13 protein-coding genes and 1 other annotated feature are annotated in these 15,867 nt (G+C 42.2%); of the genes, 1 reads left to right on the forward strand and 12 read right to left on the reverse strand.

The window, feature by feature from the left end; translation table 11 throughout:
• Positions 1-136: 136 nt before the first annotated feature.
• The 3 genes from MHH60_RS19485 to MHH60_RS19495 form a co-directional block, all read right to left on the reverse strand.
• Positions 137-595: a hypothetical protein gene (locus MHH60_RS19485; protein WP_076134031.1), complete on the reverse strand. Its 459-nt coding sequence runs from the start codon at positions 593-595 to the stop codon at positions 137-139.
• A gap of 181 nt (positions 596-776) precedes the next feature.
• On the reverse strand, positions 777-2,222 hold the full coding sequence (locus tag MHH60_RS19490; RefSeq protein WP_076134030.1) for a DEAD/DEAH box helicase: 1,446 nt from the start codon (positions 2,220-2,222) through the stop codon (positions 777-779).
• A gap of 86 nt (positions 2,223-2,308) precedes the next feature.
• Positions 2,309-2,962, reverse strand: coding sequence for an HD domain-containing protein (locus tag MHH60_RS19495; protein ID WP_076134029.1), 654 nt, complete (start codon positions 2,960-2,962; stop codon positions 2,309-2,311).
• Between the two features lie 355 nt (positions 2,963-3,317).
• On the opposite strand from MHH60_RS19495, the gene MHH60_RS19500 reads away from it, so the two are divergent.
• Positions 3,318-4,595, forward strand: coding sequence for a histidine--tRNA ligase (locus tag MHH60_RS19500; protein WP_076134028.1), 1,278 nt, complete (start codon positions 3,318-3,320; stop codon positions 4,593-4,595).
• 165 nt (positions 4,596-4,760) lie between these two features.
• On the opposite strand, the gene MHH60_RS19505 is transcribed toward MHH60_RS19500, so the two are convergent.
• The 9 genes from MHH60_RS19505 to MHH60_RS19545 all read right to left on the reverse strand — a co-directional run bounded on the left by MHH60_RS19505 (position 4,761) and on the right by MHH60_RS19545 (position 15,671).
• Positions 4,761-6,794 carry a methyl-accepting chemotaxis protein gene (locus MHH60_RS19505; protein WP_076134027.1) on the reverse strand — a complete coding sequence of 678 codons (2,034 nt, stop codon included), beginning with the start codon at positions 6,792-6,794 and terminating at the stop codon, positions 4,761-4,763.
• Positions 6,795-6,990: 196 nt separating this feature from the next.
• Complete coding sequence (locus MHH60_RS19510; RefSeq protein ID WP_232061252.1) at positions 6,991-8,037, reverse strand: bile acid:sodium symporter family protein; 1,047 nt, start codon at positions 8,035-8,037, stop codon at positions 6,991-6,993.
• A gap of 120 nt (positions 8,038-8,157) precedes the next feature.
• A complete protein-coding gene (locus MHH60_RS19515) occupies positions 8,158-9,111 on the reverse strand; it encodes a radical SAM protein (protein WP_038569765.1) in 954 nt (317 codons plus the stop codon).
• A gap of 402 nt (positions 9,112-9,513) precedes the next feature.
• The gene (locus MHH60_RS19520) at positions 9,514-10,455 is read right to left on the reverse strand and encodes an AraC family transcriptional regulator (RefSeq protein ID WP_076134026.1); all 942 of its coding nucleotides are present in this window, start codon (positions 10,453-10,455) and stop codon (positions 9,514-9,516) included.
• A gap of 40 nt (positions 10,456-10,495) precedes the next feature.
• Positions 10,496-11,302: a class I SAM-dependent methyltransferase gene (locus tag MHH60_RS19525; RefSeq protein ID WP_076134025.1), complete on the reverse strand. Its 807-nt coding sequence runs from the start codon at positions 11,300-11,302 to the stop codon at positions 10,496-10,498.
• A gap of 61 nt (positions 11,303-11,363) precedes the next feature.
• Positions 11,364-11,596: a binding site (T-box leader), on the reverse strand.
• Between the two features lie 62 nt (positions 11,597-11,658).
• On the reverse strand, positions 11,659-12,912 hold the full coding sequence (locus tag MHH60_RS19530; RefSeq protein ID WP_076134024.1) for a stalk domain-containing protein: 1,254 nt from the start codon (positions 12,910-12,912) through the stop codon (positions 11,659-11,661).
• A 156-nt stretch (positions 12,913-13,068) separates the two neighbouring features.
• Positions 13,069-14,019, reverse strand: a complete 951-nt coding sequence (locus tag MHH60_RS19535) for a nucleoside hydrolase (RefSeq protein ID WP_076134023.1) — start codon at positions 14,017-14,019, stop codon at positions 13,069-13,071.
• Between the two features lie 62 nt (positions 14,020-14,081).
• On the reverse strand, positions 14,082-14,372 hold the full coding sequence (locus tag MHH60_RS19540; protein WP_036679330.1) for a hypothetical protein: 291 nt from the start codon (positions 14,370-14,372) through the stop codon (positions 14,082-14,084).
• A 117-nt stretch (positions 14,373-14,489) separates the two neighbouring features.
• Positions 14,490-15,671 (reverse strand): MalY/PatB family protein, encoded by a 1,182-nt coding sequence (locus MHH60_RS19545; protein WP_076125027.1) that lies wholly within the window; start codon positions 15,669-15,671, stop codon positions 14,490-14,492.
• Between the last annotated feature and the right edge of the window lie 196 nt (positions 15,672-15,867).

A 15,867-nucleotide genomic window follows, 5' to 3' on the forward strand; every position in this document is an offset into this window, starting at 1 on the left:
TTTCGCCATTTCCAGCTGAATCGACCAATTGTACGGGAGTTATACCGTTCATTTCGCCACTTCCAGCTGAATCGACCAATTGTACGGGAGTTATACCGTACATTTCGGCATTCCTAGTATGTACAAGAAAATTGTGCTAGTCAGCTATTGATTTTTCTTTCGTTACTATCATGATTAATAGTAAAAAAATCAAAACTAGTTGAATACCTAAATATATTATAGGAAAAAGATAGATAAGACTTATCAGATCAAAGTCAGGCTTCATATCAAAAAAACTTAAATCAACAACCCCTGAACCTCTAGACTCTTTTCCTTGTAATTCTTTTAAATAAAATAGAATTCTCGTGCTAGGAACAATACTAATAACTAACCAAGAAATATTGTACCTAAGCTTTTCCGTCTTTAAAGCTATCTTGCAAGACACATTCAGAAGAATTATTGGTGCTGCATACATTATAAACATTTGTTTTACTACTTCTACTTCCAACTTCCCCGTTTTCATTCCCAAAAGGTAGATAATAATTAAATGCAAGAAAACAACAATGGTAACTTGTAGGAGTGCTTTCATCCTTGTGCTTCTAGACTCACCTTTCAATCTATCACCTCTCACAAGTTATATTCTAGTTTCTATAATTTTACAATGAAAAAATGGAGATACTGAGATACAACAACAAATAAAAAAAGAGCCGTGTAGTGAACACGACTCCCTCTTCATATAAACCGCATCAGTAGCGGCATATTTGCAAGGAGCTTAGCAATAAGCTGTCATCCTTGATTTATTTTTTCGCTATATGAACCTTCAGCTGCTTGCCCTTCACGGTGGTCTCTCTCATCGCTTGCAGCACCATTGCGCCTTTACCGTTCAAAATATCCACGTAGGTCACATTGTCCTGAATCGAAATAATCCCGATATCCTCGGCGGAAATACCTTCAAGCTTTGCTATTGTGCCGACAAAATCCACGGCTCTTAGCTTCTTTTTCTTGCCGCCGTTGAAGTATAACTTCATAATCTCTTTGTTTAAGCTTTCGCTTTTGTCCTTCTTGCGGACAGGCTGCTTATTGATCTTCTGCTCGAACGCTTCCTTTGCGTAGGCAACTGCGTCGTCCGAAGGAGCTTTCATATTCGGAATGCTGAAGCCAATATAGCTTTCAATTTCAGTTACCCACTTCTGCTCATTCGGAGTGACAAAAGTGATCGCTTTACCTGTCTTGCCTGCACGCGCGGTTCTGCCTGTACGATGCACGTAGCTTTCTTTTTCCAGTGGAATATCGTAATTAATCACATGGGTGATATTCTCGATATCAATCCCTCTAGCCGCAACATCGGTAGCGATTAAATAGCGGAATTGCCCTCTTTTAAAAGCATTCATGACCTCAAAGCGCTCATCCTGCTCCATGCCCCCGTGGATCTTATCACAAGGATATTCCAGATCCGCCAGTCCTCTGAATACAGCATTCACCTGCTCCTGCGTACGGCAAAAAATAATACAGCTATCCGGATTCTCCACCGTAATGATATCGCTTAGCAAAGAGAATTTGGCAGCTTGTCTCACCTCAATCAACGCATGTTCAATCGTAGCCGTCGTAATTCCACTTGCCTGAATCTCGATATCCGTTGGATCGTTCATATATTTTCGGCACAAATTCTTAATGACTTCGGGTAAGGTAGCTGAGAATAACATGGTTACTCGCTCTTTGGGCAGCTGCTTGATGATCTTCTCGATCTGCTCAATAAAGCCCATGCTCAGCATTTCATCAGCTTCATCGATGATCAAATATCTGATTCGATTTAGCGGAAGTGTGCCTCTTTCAATATGGTCAAATACGCGTCCAGGCGTACCTACGACAACATGTGTTTTTTGCGTAAGCTCTATCTTTTGGGGAGCAAAGGGCTGCTTGCCGAAAAGAGCAACTGCCTTAATCCGTTTAAAACGTCCTATGTTCGTAATATCCTCTTTCACCTGCATCGCAAGCTCTCGAGTTGGCGTAAGAATCAAAGCCTGCGGCTTATTCTCCACCCAATCCACCAGATCGCAAAGCGGAATACCATAAGCTCCCGTCTTGCCACTGCCTGTTTGCGATTTCACAATCAGATCCTTTTGCTGCAAAGCCACAGGAATTACCTTGCTCTGTACCTCCGTAGGTGTCATAAATTTCAGAACATCCAGTGCTTTAATTATCTCTTCGTCTAACTCATAATCTCTAAATTGCAATTCACTCATCGTTCAACCTCTTCTATGCCGATTGTTCTGGTTAAAGCGGAAACTCCGCGATCCTTCCATCTTGTGCATACTTATCATTATAACAGTTATTGGCGTCCTTGATTCCATTCCTTATAGAACTGGTCCAGAAAATTCAACATGAAATCATGCCGTTCTTCCGCTAACTTGCGTCCATAAGCCGTATTCATTAAGAATTTTAGTTTCAACAGCTTCTCATAAAAATGATTCACAGCCGTCCCCTTGCTATAATCCCTGTATTCCTTTTGCAGCGACTCCTCGCGTGGAGCCACTTCTGGATCATAAGCCGGACGTCCCTTTGCGCCTGAGAAAATAAAGGTTCTGGCAATGCCAATCGCGCCAAGTGCATCTAGTCGATCTGCATCCTGCACCACTTGACCTTCCAGAGTCTGCATAGGTTCTCCTCCACCACCACTAAAGGACATCGTTTCAACGATCAGCATGATATGACGAATTTGCTCCTCCTCTGTAAGGTTTGCCGTGAGCCAAGTGTGGACTTTAAGCAGACCTGCTTCTTTTGACGGATTAAGCTTCTCATCTGCAACATCATGCAGCAAGGCTGCCATCGTACAGATAAAAAAATCCGCACGCTCGATCTCAGCAATTTCACATGCCGTGCTGCGGACCCGATGGGTGTGCCACCAGTCATGACCCGTAGTATCTTGTCCCAGTTGTTCTTTAACAAATTCTTCCGCCCGGGCTATTATTAAAGGTTGATTCATCGTCAACAAACTCCCTTCGCCTATGAAGTATCGAAGCCCTATTATAGCTGATTGCCTGTCCATTCGCCTACTAAAAATCTTCGTGATAACAAATTCTTACTTGCACGACTCCAAATGATCCGCTATAATCGGCAGTAATCAAAATGTCGAAGGGAATTGATTCTGATGAACACCATAACAATCATGCTGAATCAACTTCATTATTATCACAAACAGCGTTAGCAACCCTGAATTTCTCAGGGAGGCTAACGCTACTCGCGTTGGCCTCCCTGCGGCATAGATCACGCGCAGGACCATGAGGTCCTGCGCGTTTTTTTATTGTCTAAACTATGCCAATTCAAAGGAGCTACTAACGATGCAAAACATTAAAGGAACTTATGATTACTTCGGAAAAGAACAGGCGCTGAGAAAGAACATTCAAAATACGCTGGAGAATTTGTTCGAACTCTATGATTTTGAATCCATGGACACCACATTATTAAATGAACTGGAGTTATTAACCTCGAAATATGCAGGTGGGGATGAAATTCTCAAGGAGATGTACCAACTCACCGATCAAGGCAACCGCAAGTTGGGCTTACGGTATGATCTGACCATTCCTTTTGCCAAAGTGATCACTTTAAATCCTGGAATAGAGTTTCCCTTCAAGCGTTATGAGATCGGAAAAGTATTCCGTGATGGCCCCGTGAAACGTGGGCGCCTGCGTGAATTTTTGCAATGCGATGTTGATGTTGTTGGTATTTCAGGACCTGAGGCGGAAGCTGAATTGATGCAGCTGGCCACAGAAGCTTTTCGCAAGCTGGATATCCCGATCATCCTAAAATGGAACAATAGACGTTTTCTCGGTGAGATTCTGGAATCGATTGGTGTACCTGCCGAGGACCAACTGTCCGTTATGCTAACCTTGGATAAATTAGAAAAAATCAACCTCAGCGGCGTGAAAAATGAATTGATCAGCAAGGAAATAGATCCTGTAACCATCGCTGCTATTCTAGAGCTTATTGAAATGGACAATCCAAGCTTTGAGCAGTTATGCGAAAAATATAGTCTTACCGGACAACCGGGAGCGATAGAGGTTCTTATCCTGCAAAAGCTGCTTCAAGACATTCAACTGCAGCAGACTTGCCGTTTCGATCCCTTCTTGTCCCGCGGGCTTTCTTTCTACACCGGAACCGTCTACGAGATCTTTGATGCATCCGGTTCCTTTACCTCAAGCTTGGGGGGTGGAGGCAGATATGACGCTATCATCGGACAGCTGGTAGGCAGAGAGGATATTCAATACCCTACGGTTGGCTTATCTTTTGGTATGGAGTCTATCATGGCGCTCCTTGCAGAACGTCCTATCCAAGAGCACAAGACAGCAGAGGTTATGGTCATTCCGATTGGCGAGACGCTCCCACAGGCTTTAATTGCAGCCGCCGAGCTCCGTGCCTGTTCTATCCGAACCTCTCTGGTATCCGGTAAAAGAAAACTTAAAAAGCAACTCGCCACAGCCTCATCCCAAAAAATACGTTACGTTATTCTGATCGGCGAGAGCGAATCCAGTGTGGATAAGGTGCGTCTGAAGGATATGAAGGAACAAACAGAGGTTATAGTTCCATTAGATGAAGCCATCTACCTTATTACTGGCTAAACTGCTGCCTGATATTCTTCTAAAAAGATCCGTATAAAAAAAGACCCCGCCGGCGACCGGCGGGGTAAAGTCTATATATAAGGGAGGTTATACATGTACTATAACCCTGCAAGCTTAATATTTTATGAAAAAGAGATAAGGATTCCCTTAATTCATTTCAAACCCTTAGATCTTAAACTTATCTACTAACCCTTGAAGTTCTTTGGCACTTTGAGTATTTTCATCAGCCATAGTAACCTCTAGGAATGTTTTTTCCACGATATCCGCCGTTTTCACCGCGATATCCTGAATCCCTATAGCTCCTTCGTTTACTGTAGCAGCTACCTCATTAACGGCAATATTAATACTTGATATGGCCATACTCAAATGATCAGCTGCGCTCTCGAATTGTTTTAACAGCGTATTTACAGTGGCAGCATCACTGTTGTATTGCTGACTTACCTCAGTTAATCGTTCATAATCTGCTAGGACATTCTGGTCTATAAAGGAAAGTAATGCCTCAGAATTCTCCTTCATGGATTCAACAGAGGAATATACACCAGTTACCACACCTTGAATTCCAGCCGCAATCTTAGACGACTTCTCAGCCAACTTCCGAATCTCACCAGCTACAACCGCAAAACCTTTGCCTGCCTCACCCGCTCTTGCCGCTTCTATAGCTGCATTCAGGGCCAGCAGATTGGTCTGACTGGCAATGGATAGAATCGTATCCGTCAGTACATTAATCTCTGCAATCGCGCTCGACTGCTCAATTGCTTTTTCCATATCGATTCGCACGGATTCATAAATTTGTTTAGCATTCGTCGTAGATTCTGTTGCCTCATCCTGAAGAGTCAGCGCCCGCTCACTAATTTGTCTAGAAACGGCAGCGCCTTCCTTCACATTATTGGTGATCCCGGATACATTGTTATCAATTTCAGTAATTGCTGCTGTCATTTCCTCTGTGGAGGCTGCGGTCTCTTCCATACCTGCCGATAGCTGCTGCGTAGTCGCTGAATTATCGTGGGCATTTTCCCGCACATCTATAGACAGCTTCTCCAGCGTTTCTGCATTTTCAAGCACTTTGGACGAGATCGTAATTAAGCTTCCAGCCATCTCACGAAGTGTAGCCCGGGTGCGGAACATCGCTTTGGCAATCGTCCCTGTCTCATCTTTGTTTTTAGTCAAATACTCATACTCTGAGTCATGCGTCAAATTCAATTCTGCCGTTTTATTAATCATGTCCGTTAGTTTAACAATCGGAGAAGAGATTTTTTTAGCAAAATAAAAAGCAATCAGCAAGGCAATAATCAAACTTCCGACACCAAGAAATAAGTTGAAGTTTCTCATATCAGTGACAGGTTTCACGATTTCATCGAGGTCTGCGGTTAATACAAGCAACCAGTGCGTCTCAGGTAAAACTGTATAGGTTGATTTTTTTTCCACATCATTATATGTATTATTGAGCAGGCCATCCGCTACCTTCTCACCAGATTTCACACGCTCCATAACAGCTGCGATCTGCGTATTCTCAATAGGCTGACCAATTTGTGTTTTATCCGGATAATATAATTTATTGCCGTTCTCATCCAGTAAGTAAGCGTAAGAGCTCGTCGTGTTTACCACTTTGGTATCCGCCAAATACTTGATCATACTATCTGCGGAAACAGCTGAAGCAATAAATCCAATCATCTTACCATTACTCTTTACGGGCTGTACAAAAGCCACTACATAAGCTCCTGTAGATTTTGATTTCAGCGTTTCACTGATCACAGGCTCAGCTGTCTCCATTACTCTTTTCGTATAAGCTCTTTCACTAAAATCTGTCCCTATAAGCTTAGTATCACTGTCAGCCACACTAATACCTTTCATATCACTGACTAGAATGTGCTCAAGGTTTCCGGCCTCCTCCACAATGCTTTGAAGACTGGCGTTCACCTCATTCTGAAGCTTATCTCCTTTGTTAACTCCACCATTCCCAGCTTGCAGCAGTAGATCAACAATTTCCGAGCGGCTCGCAATAAGCTCTGTACTTCTCTGCTCTTTTGCTATCATGGCTGATATAGTCTGAGCTTTGTTCGTATTGACCTGCTTCATAGAATTCTCAGTAAGATTCACAATCGCCTGAGTTGATTTCAAATACGTAAATATCCCCATTACAGAAATACACAAAAGGGTCACACCTATCATAACAAGTGATAACTTTAGGCGAATCTTCATATTCTTTTCATCCTTCCGACTGCTTGTTCATTTGCGAACAATGAAATTGTAAATAATACAATTACTATCGGGTGGGCAAGTTGAATTGTGAATATAAATCGCGCAAAAATAAGAAATATATCATAAAATGTCGAAAATTTTCATGTAAATGAATAAAATATCACAGCTTTTAGGTCATATATCCTTCATAAGGTGGTTAACAAGGCCTGTCATCTGTCCTAGAAGAAACAGGTGGTTCTATCTGAGAGGCAGTATTCACTTGCATTAATGCACCCTCACTTAACAGTCGTTTAGTTCTACTACGTAAAAATAGACCAGACATCGCAGCGAGTATTTGTTGGAACAACATCCCCGAAATTACTGGAAGTGCGACAGCAGGAGGAAAATATTTCACTGCTAATACAGCTCCTGCACTTAAATTCCGCATACCCGAATTAAACTGCACAGCCACGGAATCTTCATAACTAAAGCGGAAACGGCGTGACACCAAAGCTCCGATCACATAGCCAAGCACTACGGTTATGAAGGTCACTCCAATAATGATGGCTAATTTGCCATCCGGATGTTTTAGATAACGGGCAATGCTGGCCCCATTAATAGAAACAACTACAAATAATCCGACTTTAACAAACGGAGCAAGCGGCGGTCCACATACCGTATTTACTTTCCCTTTTGTCCATTGATTCAGCAGCATCCCAACTACAGAAGGAATGACTACCATCCATAGCAGCCCTTTCATCATATCGCCTAGCTGAATTTCCACACTCGCTCCCATCAGCAAATATAAGGTACCCGGGACAACAATTGGCGACAAGAGCGTATCAATCAGAATAAGCGCCAATGTCAGCGCAATATTCCCTCCGTACATCGACACCCATACCACACTTACAACACCTGTAGGAATCGCGAACAACAATACATAACCAGTCACTGTATATGGATCTCCCGGAAAAAATGCCATAGCTGCAAGCCAGCCGATCAGCGGCATTACAATATGTAAAATTACCATTAGAATAATCAGCTTCTGAGGTTTCAGAAGTACCCCCAGCAGATCCTTTAGGTTGGACTTCAAGCTACCTATCAGCGTCATTACAGCGAAAATCCAGGGCACGAGACCTGTGAACGGCAGCAGTCTGCTTTCGTTAAGTACGCCGACCACGATGGCCGTGGGTGTTAATAACGGCATAATCTTTTCTAGAACAACATTAGATTTAATGAGTCCATTTCTTATATTAGCAAACACTTGGCAGTACACCTTATGTATGAGGCTCATACATCCCTTATCTGTGTTTTTTATAAGTCTACCATAAAAAAATAGGAACCAATTCTTAAATTGGTCCCTCGAAGTAATCTATATAGAGTGTTAAACTTCTATGCCTTGTGGAAACAAGGCATCCAGCGCTGGGCAGGGTTGCTTATCCAAAAACTGTGCCAATGGCGCCGGCATATTATTGTATAAATCTTTTAGTGAAGTTCCTTGATAAATGTTGCCGATAATCACCGGATGGCAAAGCTCTGAAATCAAAATGTCGCCATTTCCATGCAGATGAAGCTGCTTTTTCCCCTCGATACAGTGAGGAAAATACACACCCGGCTGCTCTTCGAACCCAAGGGCGTCCATAAAGCGGTCCATGCAGGTGAAATACAGAATCGTATCTTCTTTCTTCCGTGCGATCAGCTCACTCACTGCATTCTTTAATTGTTCCCGAGCAGCTATCGACTTCCACCCTGTATGATCCATGATAATACTGTTCTGAATTTCATGTGTGCGCACGCCCATTGCGTAGACATGATCGCTGATCTCCTTCATATTATCCTGGGTTTCACTAAACAGCAGCGTCTCCAGCACAGTATCTACACTTGTTGCGGCGAACAGGGTAATATTTTCTCTTATTTTTTCATAGATGCTTGGATGAATATTATAATATTTTGAGAAAGCTTCCGCAGTAGTAAAATTGAAGGAAATATGTATAGTCGTTAATCCTGCGGAGACCAATTGGCCAATTCGTTCAGCATTTAAAAGACTACCGTTGGAATTTAACTGTGTCTGAATCCCTCTGGATGCGCAGTAGGTTACAATTTCCACACAGTCATCGAACTTCAGCGTCACTTCTCCACCTGATAAGCGTACTCTTTTAAGGCCTGGAAGTTCGTCCAGAATGCGGATGACCTCTTTGGCTTTGATGCTTTGTCCATCATTTCTATTATATGCACAGCAATAATCACAGCGGAAATTACAGTTCGAAGTTACCCCTATTTCTAACCCTTCCAACTCATAAGTAAGCGGTTTGTCGAGCTCTAATGCTTTATATCTCATACTCTAAAGTCCTCCTGAAAAATAATGAATTTCGTTCAAAAGTTCAACCTTAGAGATTATATAGGTTTATGGCTTAGGTTAATGTGAGTTTTATAACATTCGAGTGTACGGTTTGATTAACGAATTAGTCGGAAGCGCATGCGTAATCACTTTCAGATACGCATAGTAATCTGTAACGGACTCAGCTGATCCTAAACCTAAAATTATCCTATTTTAAGAATGACAACGGACTCCAGTGCACTTATTGACCGGAAAAACGCCCAATATGAGCCTTTTGCCAATGAATAGCGTCAGCGGAGTCCGAAATCATGTTTTGATAGCTGATAACATACAAATAACGTCATCCGAGTCCGAAAGCCTCGTGGAGTGATGGATAAACAGATACGCATTCAGGCATGTATATTACAGGTTATCTTCAAACTGGTGATGTCCACCGACACTTTTTATAGGGATATAAAGATCAACTTTTGCTTTACCTGCTGGGTCTGTATATGGATCATTCATACAAAATTCGAGCGCATGCCGATCATCCGGTTCATAATCACTGTTAGGTAGCCATTGACCGTACACACTTTGATAGGCAATGGCCAATTTGTCGATCGTATCATAAAACGGATATAAGGCATAAAGACCACCAGATAAAGTTTTAAACTCTACGTTCGAATCACCCTCTTTAACAAACTCTTCTGGAATGGTTATGCAGGCATCATATCTACAAGAGTATTCGTCAGTCACGCTGGGATCATCTAAAGAAATACCAATGAAGTATTCTGTTGACGGTAAATCATTTTTCTCAACCCACTTGCTGAGTGTTTCCCATGCCTTATACGTTTCAAGATAGCTGCCAACATGCCTTACATATGCCACTTGATAACTTGGAAGTTCTTTTACCTCAATGTTCATTTCCCATACTCTCCTTAAAAAATTATTGATGTTGATACTCACATCATAATTTTTAGAAGGAGACAATTCTTCCTGATTATTGCTGGACATTAACTGATAATTGCTATGTTCTTGCATTGACCTTTTCATCTCGCTTGGGGTTGTCTTAAACAGTTTCCTAAAGGATGAATTAAAACTTGAGATGGAACTAAAACCGCATAGAATTGAGATATCCAGCATCGTTCTATTTGTTGTCTCAAGATAGGTTACCGCGTGATGTAGGCGTCTTTCCGTCAGATAGGTCATCGGTGTTTTATTTGTTATTGCAGAAAAAACTCTAGAGAAATGATACTTAGAAAAATTAGAAACTTCAGCTAACGTTTCCAGATTTATTTCTTGATCTAAGTTGTCCTCGATAAAATGAAGAACAGTCTGAATACGCACCCTGTAATCATTGTTCACTAGACCTACCTCAATCCCCTGATGATAAAATGTTTTTTTTTTATTTTCTACGCCCTATATACAACAGATGAGATGAAATCCCCAAAATGGATGGATCCTTTGCTGCATTAATGAGAAATTCTAAGAGCTCCTCATGCTCACCCCGGTCTGTCCAGTATTGTTTCTGCTCATTTGTCAGTAATGCTCCGAGGCTAGAAGAACCAATTAAATCAATGGTTTGAAATCCATTCTCCTCCATGAAAGATTTTATGTCCTCAATATTGAAGTAATAAGCTCCCGTAAACCTACCTTCATCTTTATGATTAAAAATCCCGCTATCATAAAACTCTTTAATTGAATCCATGTTGTCATTAGGCTTCCAGTGTTGTGGGAACTGTAAGGATGTAAGAGTCATTCTCATTCGACTTTGAAAGGCTACAAATACGATGCCGTTCTTCTTTGTCACACGTAACAATTCCTTAACTGCTAAAATCCGATCCTCTTCTTCTTGCAAATGATATAAAGGGCCTAACATCAGAGAAGCATCAAAGCTCTCGTCTGATATTCCCTCTAAACTAGTTGCATTCAGCACATGAAAACCCTTAAATTGCTCAGTTAATCCTAATTCATTAACCTTCTGCTTAGCTATTTCAACTAACTTAGGGGTAAGATCCGATAACGTTACGTTATAGCCCAGCTTCGCCAGCTCCATGGCATATTTACCGGGTCCAGCACCATTATCCAGTATAGATTGTGCGGTAGTTAAATACTGTTTTATATAATGCAGATTAATGATGAACTCCAGCGGCTCCCTATCCAATCTTCCCCACTCATCAAATTTGGAATAATAATCAATAATATTGCCCATAACCAAAACACCCACTTCAATTGTATTTTTTCTGTAGAGAACAGAAAAAACCTATCGCCTCCAAAGAGGCGATAGGTTTAACCTTCGCGGTACCACTCTTTTTGATCGTTGCTTATTGCTCATAGTAAACAACGAATCTTAGAACCCGATTACGGAGGGTTAGCCGTTAAGATCTACTGAGGTTCGATCTTACCGTTCATGGGTGAGTTGGGGAACCTAACTACGCTGTCTTGCACCAACCGGCAGCTCTCTGGGCAGTAGTTATTCCTTAATACTCCCAATCATTACGTTTATTCCGTATTGTATTTTGACCTAGTATATAGTTAACAAATATTCCCTGTCAATACAAATTCCACTTACAGCTCTACTGACTTCCCCATCTCGTTCCAGACAGGCTGTCCGATCAGACCTAAACGCCAGATTGCAATTCCTTTAAGACCATATCGTTTAGCAAGTCCTACCTTCGAATTCACTGAAGATTCGTTTTCGCTATATACAGAGATCCCGAGGATCAGCTTATCCTTACTCACTTGCTGAAGCGCAAGCCGGATGCCTTCATCAACTAAACTCATCGGCTCTGGAACTTTTTTCTCTTGTAAATAATCGTACGCCATAATGACCAAATCATCTGCAAGTGTTCCTAAAGTTTTGTAATCATAACCTTTATAAGAACTATTTAATGGATGAAGAATAACGGTAAGTTTAAGTCCTGCTGCATGTGCTTTTTGAGATAGGTTTTTCACAAAAGCATTGTAATCCGCTTGCACCTTCGCCTTATCACCTGTTAAACCTAGGCCCTCCAGATCCAAGGTAATGCCTTGGAATCCTTTTTGCGTTGCAAGATCTACGATTCCAGTAATCGTCTGTTCCTGAAGCTGCTTATCTTCCAGGTTCTTAGTTAACTCTGATGCAGTATCTCCAGAGAAGACCATCAGATAAGGAGCTGTTCCGCCTGCCGCTGCATTCGTGACAATCGATTCTGGTGTTACGTCACCAGCCGCTTGAGGCCATTTGAAATCAGTACCCGTAGTGGTGAATTGCCCGCTTTTATCAATCCCACTCCAACCAAAGGCCACAGCATCAAAATTAGGAAGTAAGGAAATCTCACTATAAGAACTCAGAGCATAGAAACCAAGAGTGTACAGCTCAGTCTTCGGCGAAGTAATAGATACGATCTTCGTGGATTGATTCCAAGCTACACCCGCACCAAACTGCTGGCCGAAGAAGCTAAGGGGAATCATCGTTGTATCCCGGATCGTCTGTGGAGCAACTCCTAACTTCACAACCGTGCCGTTAACTCCTGCATCTTTGCTGCCAAGGGTCAGAGTTACCACTTTGGTCCCTGCAGTATCTGTTTTGGTAGCCGTAATTTTCTTCTGCGCTTGATTCCACTCGACATTAATTCCCAAAGCTTCAGATATAGCTCGGAATGGCACCATCGTTGTTCCGCTCATCACAACAGGTTCTACTGGAAAGGGTAGTGGATAACCATCCAACACAATACTAACTCCACCAGCTGTGGCTGCCTGTGTGGTATTTTGAAATAATGCTGTGGTGCCTCCTAGCGAAATAGCCATACATAATACTAATTTACCGATTCGCTTATTCATGAATGTTAAGTCTCCCTCTTCTATGATATGCAGTCTAATCTTGTAAACTCTTATATGTCCTCTACCATTTTACCAAAGATTATCCAATTGTAAAATTAATAGATTGTCATCTATGAGCTTCGAAATTATTTTTCATATTAGAAGAGGTCGGCAAAATTACATAAACACGCTCAAAAAGGTTCCCACTGCTCGTTCAACATCTACATCCACTGCAACTTGTATGGGTTTACCCACTTTTGGCTGAGCCCGCAAGTCCGCTACGACCATTCCCGATGTAAACTCACCTTTGTGTTCCACACGAACATTCATCTCTTTGTAGGTTACTAGATCTGGTTGCAGCGCAACCATAAGTGCGAGTGGATCATGCAGCGGTGCGCTGTTGATCAAAAAGTTCGCTTCACGATAGAAATTAAAATAATGAGTAAGCGATTGTTCCATAAACGAAATGATCGCTTTATTTTCTTCACGTCCAAAACGGTTTAATAAATCGATATGCTCTTGTGTAATCCGCGTCTTAAGCGTAACGTCTAGACCCACCATCATAATAGGAAGCCCAGATGTAAATACATGATCAGCAGCTTCCGGATCCCCGGCAATATTCGCTTCCGCAACCGGTGTTCTATTGCCGGGATTGAAGATCGTACCGCCCATCACCACTACTTTTTTCAAAGTATTCTTAATACCAGGGTCCATATCAAGCGCCATAGAAAGGTTGGTTAGATGTGCCAGTGTGACTAATACAATCTCTCCGGGATTATCATTAGCCATCCGAACAATAAACTCAGATGCAGTTTCGCTAATGGGACGCTGGCTGGATGGAGCAATTTCCACATTGCCAATACCGTTCTCACCATGCACATGAGTGGCGTAGCCTGAGTGCTCACGAACAAGTGCCTTGGATGCTCCTATCGCTACAGGAATCTCATAACCGGGCTTAGCAAGCTCAATTAGCCGCAGTGAATTGTCCGCCGCCTTTTCGACATCAATATTCCCAAAAACGGTTGTAATCCCTTCTACAATTACGTTTGGAGCGCGTAAGGCATATAGAATCGCCAGTGCATCGTCAATACCTGTATCTGCATCAATAATAATTCGTGTTTTGCTCATTTATGTTCTCTCCCATTATGTTTTTTCATAAAAACTATCATATCACGGCCAACGAGGGTCGCTCAATTTTTATTCAATTCCTGTTCTTTAAAGGCTTCAATAAACCGCTCAGGATCGCACTCTATCAAATAAGCATACACGCCCTTACTCGTGTGGAGATAGAACATACCGCCCATATCCCCCATTGAGCGATAAGACATATCGAAAATATCTTTAAGCGGGAATTCCCGATGACGAGTCACAATTCTATCTTGATACAGATACATTAGCCGATTGGAAGCAACACTTCGTTGTTCTCCATCCCTGATTTCTCGTTGTATTTTATAATACGGAAGCTGAGCTACCCATTTCATTTGCAGTCCTCCTGCTTATCGTAATGGACTCCATTTTATTATTCTTTTTACCCTATTGCAAAATAAAGAAGCTTAACGATCCCATTAGCGGAATCATCAAGCTTCAGTAATCACCGTTTATTTCGTTGTATAAGCTGCTGCTGCCTTGCAAAAGCGTTCCAATGCCTCAACTAACGTGGATCTCGGACAAGCCAGATTAATCCGCAGATGGCCTTTGCCCTCTGTTCCAAAAACAGAACCTTCATTAAACGCAACTTTAGCCTCTTTGTACATCAGCTGCTTCAGACCGTCTATTTCCAAATTCAGTTCGCGGCAATCCACCCAGAGCAGGTAGGTTCCTTGCGGCTGCATCACATGAACCTGTGGTAAATGCTCCGCCAAATAGCTGACCGTATAGTCCACATTATCTGATACATATTGTAACAGCTCATCCAGCCATTCTTCTCCGTCGTTGTAAGCGGCTTGTACCGCTCCTTGCGCGAAGAAACTAGCCATATGTAAGCTCAAGGCTTTCATTTTTTGATCAAATTTGCGTTTCAATTCCGGATTCGAGGACACGATAAAAGAGGATTGAAGCCCCGGAAGATTGAAGGTTTTGGTCGCAGCAAGTGTGGTTAACGTAATATTGGCAATTTCCTCAGACAAGGATGCAAAAGGAATATGCTCATACCCTGGAAGCGCCAAATCGCAATGGATCTCATCAGAGATAACTGTCACTCCGTGACGCAAGCACAGTTCACCGAGCTTCAACAGCTCTTCTCTCTCCCATACTCTACCGCCTGGATTATGCGGACTGCATAACAGCAGCAGCTTCGCTCCACCCAACATCAGCCCTTCCAACTGCTCATAATCCATCTCAAAGCGCCCATTACGGACGATAAGCGGATTCTTGGCAACCTTCCGGTCATTCATCTGTATGACATCATAAAAGGGATAATAAACTGGCGATTGTAAAATTACCTCGTCCCCAGGCTCAGTAAACAGTTCAACAGAGAGGCTTAAGGAAGTTACAATTCCGGGAGAATCTGAAATCCACTCCGGTTTGATCTGCCAATCATGCCGTCTTTTAAACCATGACGTGATGGCTTCTTTATAAGTATCACTAGGTACACTGTAACCGTAAACTCCTTGTTCTGCGCGGCGCAGAATGGCTTCCTTCACTGCGGGAGGACTTTCAAAATCCATGTCTGCCACCCAAAGCGGCATAATATCCTTCTCACCAAACAACTTCTCGGATTGGTCCCATTTGTAAGAGCTAGTATTACGGCGGTCAATTACGCGATCGAAATCATACTTCAACTAAAGTCACCTCATCCTTATAAACTTATCTTTTATTGTATCATGAGGAAACCGATATGGCATCTTAAGATAGAATCAAAAGAATTCACATAAATAGATGATTAATTCCAAGTCGTTAGACGATAGAAAAACAATAGAATATTAATAGTAAATACTCTGAATAAAGAGGAGGACCTTCGTTCGTCCTCCTCTTTAC

Origin of the sequence: Paenibacillus sp. FSL H7-0716 (assembly GCF_038002705.1) — a bacterium.
GTDB lineage: Bacteria > Bacillota > Bacilli > Paenibacillales > Paenibacillaceae > Paenibacillus_AQ > Paenibacillus_AQ odorifer.

Bases quoted from the DNA above. Each gene is read 5' to 3' on its own strand.
- MHH60_RS19490 (WP_076134030.1), bottom strand. From the start codon at position 2,222: ATGAGTGAATTGCAATTTAGAGATTATGAGTTAGACGAAGAGATAATT.
- MHH60_RS19495 (WP_076134029.1), bottom strand. From the start codon at position 2,962: ATGAATCAACCTTTAATAATAGCCCGGGCGGAAGAATTTGTTAAAGAA.
- MHH60_RS19500 (WP_076134028.1), top strand. From the start codon at position 3,318: ATGCAAAACATTAAAGGAACTTATGATTACTTCGGAAAAGAACAGGCG.
- MHH60_RS19505 (WP_076134027.1), bottom strand. From the start codon at position 6,794: ATGAAGATTCGCCTAAAGTTATCACTTGTTATGATAGGTGTGACCCTT.
- MHH60_RS19515 (WP_038569765.1), bottom strand. From the start codon at position 9,111: ATGAGATATAAAGCATTAGAGCTCGACAAACCGCTTACTTATGAGTTG.
- MHH60_RS19525 (WP_076134025.1), bottom strand. From the start codon at position 11,302: ATGGGCAATATTATTGATTATTATTCCAAATTTGATGAGTGGGGAAGA.
- MHH60_RS19530 (WP_076134024.1), bottom strand. From the start codon at position 12,912: ATGAATAAGCGAATCGGTAAATTAGTATTATGTATGGCTATTTCGCTA.
- MHH60_RS19535 (WP_076134023.1), bottom strand. From the start codon at position 14,019: ATGAGCAAAACACGAATTATTATTGATGCAGATACAGGTATTGACGAT.
- MHH60_RS19540 (WP_036679330.1), bottom strand. From the start codon at position 14,372: ATGAAATGGGTAGCTCAGCTTCCGTATTATAAAATACAACGAGAAATC.